Genomic DNA, 5,503 nt, shown 5'->3' on the forward strand with positions numbered 1-5,503 from the left:
GAAGCCAGAGTAAGCTCGCTCGACGATACTGACAAGTTAACTCGAGGTCACGGGCTGGCGCTACACAATCGAGCCTGGACTGACCAGAAATATGTCATCGGCCCCCACATTGGGCTGGAATTTCCCGAGATTTTGGTATGTGGTTTCCACATTTGGAGCGAATCTAAGTTAACTTGTCATTACCATCTAACGCTTTGCGCTATACCGCCGATCAACATTTAGTGAGCAATGTTCTCCAAGCTTATTTCTGCTGGTAGCGCTAAAATCGAGAATCCCGCCGAACCACGTTTGCATAGCATGGAGCTATCTTAGCGATTCTGGATCCGTAGGAAGTGGAATTGGAATTGGAATTGGAATTGGATATAGCTTTAGCTTTAAAATCACTTGAGATCAAAAACCTGGAGCGCACCGATGAAACAACTGACAATTAGCCTAACAGGCGAAATAAACAGATCGAATTTCGATGAATGGAAAATCGATCTCATAGAACAGATTCGCGCCACCAAAATGGAACTGGTGAGTGACAATGATTTCGCAACTGCTACCGAAAAGGTAAAGCTCTTCAAAAGTGCTGAAAATGCGCTCAAAAACGCGAAGCAGGCTGCAATAGAACAAGCAACTGACATACAAAATCTTTTCGCAGCTATAGACGAGGTTTCAGAGGAAACAAGGCAAGCAAGACTGTCACTGGATCGACAGATAAAGTCTCGTAAAATGGAGATTAAACAAGATTTTATACGGTCAGGAATTGATACAATCACAAGATTTATGGACCAGCAAAGCAATGATTTTCAGGCTATTGACCCCACGAGTTATATTTCTCACGCTCGCTTTGAGTCCGCAGTGACGGGTAAAGCAAGTACAAAGGGAATGCAAACCGCAATTGACAGTTTGTGCGAAACCATAAAGCAGGAAATATCAGTTAAGGCTGTGGAAGTTGCCAAAAAAGCGTCAGTTTTAGATGCACTTCCTTCAGGCTATCAATTACTATTTCAAGATCGGGGGGCGTTACTTGATTTACCCAAACAAGAGCTAGATTTAACGGTCGATAAGCGTATTGCAAAGTTTGAAGAGGAAAACTCACGAGCAACAGCTCAGCAGGCCGCCAATAAATTGGAGCAACTAGAAAAAACCGAATTAAACCCTGAGTTAGCCAAACAATACGATAATTCCCCTGCAGAGCAACAAAAATTTAAAATCGTCATAGACATACTCTCTAGCAAAGAAACCGCTATGGAGTTAGCTCGATCCATTAAAGAGTCCTACTCTGACAGAGTGTCTATAACTGAAATCAGTCTATCCCGTGATCACAGCTAGGATTCCAGCCATGACGTTTCTGAACCACCCCAGATTAAGCTCCTGCTAGCTCTGAGCGATCAAGATTCGCTGGGTTGATCCTTGTCGCCCAAACTGAGATTTTTGCCAACAATGACAACCTCTAATTCGGAGTAGTCATTTTGGTAACTAAAGAAACATCTTGCCATTCCACTGCCAGAGCAAGACTGAACTTCAGTAACGCCGCTCTCCGTTTTGGTGCTCAATGTGGCATGACCATTGGAACGCTTGGGTACTGACAAGTTAACTCGAGGTCACGGGCTGGCGCTACACAAACGAGCCTAGACTGACCAGAAATATGTCGTTGCCCCCCACATTGGGCTGTAATTTCCCGAGATTTTGGTTTGTGGTTTCCACATTTGGAGCGAGTCTGAGTTAACTTGACTCGGAATTTTTCAATCGTTAACTTGTCTAATAGTTTTACACAATTTCGAGGAAAACCGCATGATATACCTTGCAAGGTTGGCTACTGCACTATTCCTTTCCTCATGTCTCGCGCTGATTGCCAACGGCTGCAGCGACAGTGCGCAGTCACAGTCCGGTGAGTATGAGGTCGTTCAGCTCATCGGCAACTACAATAACGCCACCATAGAAGCGGTGCGCAGTGACCTGGTCGTCGTGCCTTTTTCGCCTGACTATAATCCGCAACTGACACCCATGATGATTGCGCCCGGGGTGCTCGACGCGGCAGACGCCCTCACGCAGCAGGAAAAAGACGCAATCAAGGCGTCTTATGAGGCAGGACAAACCCTGGCCCTCATCGCCCCGAGTACCATCGATGTGAAAGCCTTTCATGGGCTATTGGGCGCTGGTGCAGCCTTCGAATCAACCACTGATCCCGTTCTGCTAGCGTATATCATGCGCCGTGAAGATGGCATGCCGACTGCTAGCGCGCTGTTTAACATCAGGCCCACGCCGGATACGGAAAACCCCGGAGCGGATGAGCGCGCATACGCGCGGGCGTACGACCTCGTGGTGGACGATTTGTCGCGGTCGCCTCTGCCGAGCAGTGAGCCCACGTCAGATTTGACCGGCGCTCCCATCGATTTATCCAAGAATTACGTTCAGACCACTGAGCTCAGGGAAACAACCGGCGGCTACTATACTATGTCGGTGAAAGTTTCTTCCGGTCGTGTCTGCAAAGAGAAGAATGTAACACCCATGGATTTCTACGTGATCACTTCAGGCGGCGACTGGGACGCAACGGAAGCCCAATGGCAGTCTGCAAGTTATGAAAAGGGACAAATTACACTGGAAAGTAACGATGAGGATTTGTCGATTGATTGGCAAAACAACGATGACTACTGTTCGGGCGGGATCGCGGTGGTTCCGTTTCCCGGGGGGGGTGATAAGCGCATTTGTCGCTACACAAATTATCCACTTAATTACTACATCGGATTCGAGCCCCCTGCATATGGGAGTACAACGCAAGTGAGTGCGGCTCCTTCAGCTGACCAAGGCAAGAGTACGACCTATAGCAATAGCTTCACCTACGGCGTGAGCGGCCAAGTCAGTGTCAACGGAAAAGGCCCGCAGGCAGGGCTTGGAGTCTCTGCCTCGTGGCAAAAATCGGTGTCGACAACGGTTCCGGCGATGGTCACGGAAGCGGGCGACATTGGCCCTTTCAACCTTGGCGCGTACACCAAATACGAGTACTGCACCGAGGATGATGCATCTGCCGGGAATTGCAGTTCGATGATCCAAATGGACAAGGGAGACAACATATGTCAAGACTACACCGTGGGGGATCCGGAAGACGGGCAAAAACCCAGCGGTAAATTGTCCGGCACTATCCAAGCTGCGGCTTGGCAAGTCACGCCGGGGACCTACGGCAACGCTACATCCTTCGACATTGTCGTTAACTGGGATGTTGAGTTAGCAACGAGTACTGTCAATTTTTGGGGTGGTTCGTTCACGACCAAGCCTGATGGCTTCCGCCCGATCAATGTCGGCCCTACCGGGTCATGCAACGCGGAAGGCTGTAGTTGCTCCTTCAAGTCCGAGACAACCCAAACACTCCGAAAAAGCTATACCTTCAATGTACCCTTGCCGTCGGACTGTTCTGCTCCCTCGCCTCCCACCCCGCCGCCGCCCACTCCCGGCAGCGACTGCTCCGCAGCGTTTTGTGCCGCGAACCCCGGCGCCAGCTGCACCGCGAAACCCAGTTGCGAATACTGCGACAAGGGTGAATGCCACGAGTAAACCGGACGTAGAAGCTGCCGGGCGCTGGGGGCGAAGTCCCTCGCCGCCAGTGCAACCTTCAGCTTCTATCGTGTCTTGTTTTCGGTACTGACAAGTTAAGTCATGGAATCCGCAGCAATCCAGGCTGGGAGTAACAAGCAGCCAGCCTATCCCGTTCTCCGAACGCACTCACCCTCAGATCCCGATAGTGTTGAGCCCTGACCCGGTGCCTGCCAAGATTGAACAGATTGGACACGGCGGCATGAGCAGTCACGATTCTCTGCACCTGCCTCACTGATTTGAACTTCCGCATCCCCCGCTCCCTAACCCTGGTCGACTCGTGCGATTGCTCGGCCCCGGTTCGGAAGTTCGGTCTGGAAAATCGCTTACCGCTCTTCAGCTTACGTCAATCAATCCCGCCAGCCAGCCCACTTCAGGTTCGGCATAGGCTCGGTTGCAGCAATGATGCTCTGCCCCGCTGAGGCAACTCGTTACTTTTCTTCGGCTTACTGGAGTACGTTTCGTACTGTGCGTACTACTCATAATCGGCAGGTCGAAGACGGCGGTCCGACGACTCGGCGGCCGCTGCCGTTCGAGTCCTTCTGGGCCCACCATCTTATTGATTCTTATCGTCTTTCTATAGAAGAGAGCGTCCGATTCTTAGTCGGATAGTCGACCCCTTGCCGTTGCCACAAACAGAGCAGCTGCAAGGATTGATGACTGGGATGTTTCCACACTCTTACAATACCGACCCTATACCGGGCCTCTGGGATACAAAGACCAAATTAACCCGACGCACTCGACGCACCCGACGCCGCTCCATAGAGTCCATGACCTTGCAGCAATTACATTGGCGTCGGGTACGTCAGGTTTGTCGGGTGTGAATCTGTTTCAGGGGGTAGCTACCTACTCTCCCCCTTGGGGTTGATTCTCTTGAATCTTGATACGCCTGCGCAGAGCGGGCAGAGTCTCAGTAAACCTTCTAACCGTAATCCTGCGTTTAGCCAGGAGATCTTCGATATCACGGTGGCTCAGGTTAAATCTGTAGTAGAGCCAGCTGGTGTAGGAAATGATACCGGGTGGGGGGCGCCGAGGCGGAATCGATGACGCTTGTAATTAGTCATCCTCCGATTCTATCAATTCAGGATAGTTAAGTGAGCGACACCGTCAGGTTTCCTTACACCTCCATTCTCACTGAACCCCGTAATGGCTTGTATCACTCGCCAATCCTCTATTGGCATGGATATTGCTTTTGAGCACATCGACTAAACGTTATATGACAGACGATGCTGCTAATGACCTCAACCACAACAACATCACAGCGTGGCGTACTCGCCTCATTCGCATTCTTGCTTATTTCGATGCTATCGGCTCAGGCTTTCGCCTTTGATGTCGATGGACTGAGTTATGGCGTCATTAATACGACTGACGTCGAGGTAACGGGTCGCGCATCGGGCAACACTGCCACGGGTATAGTGATTCTGATTCCTTCCACTGCATCTGATGGCACAACGACCTACAGCGTTACGAGCATTGGGGATGGTGCTTTCTTAGGCAACACCCTCACCAGTGTGATTATTCCAGACAGCGTTACGAGCATTGGGAAAAATGCTTTCGAAGTCAACGCTCTCACCAGCGTGACTATTCCAGACAGCGTTACGAGCATTGGGACTGACGCTTTCTCCCTCAACTCCCTCACCAGCGTGACTATTGGGAACAGCGTGGCGAGTATTGGGGAGTTTGTTTTCTCCAACAACGACCTCACCAGCGTTATTATTCCAGCCAGCGTTACGACCATTGGGACAGCTGCTTTCATCAACAACGCCCTCACCGGCGTGACTATTGGAAACAGCGTTACGGCCATTGGGTCCTTTGCTTTCCAAAACAACGCCCTCACCAGCGTAGTTATTCCAGACAGCGTTAAGAGCATTGGGCAAAATGTTTTTAACAACAACGCCCTCACCAGCGCGCACTTTGGAGGCAACTT

At 50.7% G+C, this 5,503-nt stretch carries 4 protein-coding genes and 2 pseudogenes; 4 read left to right on the plus strand and 2 right to left on the minus strand.

Annotation, left to right across the window (positions count from 1 at the left end; all coding sequences use genetic code 11):
- The 3 genes from EYC82_RS18040 to EYC82_RS18050 form a co-directional block, all read left to right on the plus strand.
- Positions 1–222 (plus strand): hypothetical protein (locus EYC82_RS18040; RefSeq protein ID WP_279251031.1); only part of this gene is annotated, 222 nt, incomplete at its 5' end.
- Positions 223–411: 189 nt separating this feature from the next.
- Complete coding sequence (locus EYC82_RS18045) at positions 412–1,317, plus strand: hypothetical protein (protein WP_279251032.1); 906 nt, start codon at positions 412–414, stop codon at positions 1,315–1,317.
- A gap of 462 nt (positions 1,318–1,779) precedes the next feature.
- A complete protein-coding gene (locus EYC82_RS18050) occupies positions 1,780–3,537 on the plus strand; it encodes a hypothetical protein (RefSeq protein WP_279251033.1) in 1,758 nt (585 codons plus the stop codon).
- Positions 3,538–3,637: 100 nt separating this feature from the next.
- On the opposite strand, the pseudogene EYC82_RS18255 reads toward EYC82_RS18050, so the two are convergent.
- Positions 3,638–3,871: pseudogene (locus tag EYC82_RS18255) on the minus strand (hypothetical protein); the annotation flags it as partial.
- Positions 3,872–4,494: 623 nt separating this feature from the next.
- A pseudogene (locus EYC82_RS18055) lies at positions 4,495–4,617 on the minus strand (IS6 family transposase); the annotation flags it as partial.
- Between the two features lie 194 nt (positions 4,618–4,811).
- On the opposite strand from EYC82_RS18055, the gene EYC82_RS18060 reads away from it, so the two are divergent.
- Positions 4,812–5,503, plus strand: a 692-nt coding sequence (locus EYC82_RS18060) for a leucine-rich repeat domain-containing protein (protein ID WP_279251034.1), incomplete at its 3' end; no start/stop codon positions are given.

Origin of the sequence: Candidatus Marimicrobium litorale, from assembly GCF_026262645.1 — a bacterium.
GTDB lineage: Bacteria > Pseudomonadota > Gammaproteobacteria > Pseudomonadales > Halieaceae > Marimicrobium > Marimicrobium litorale.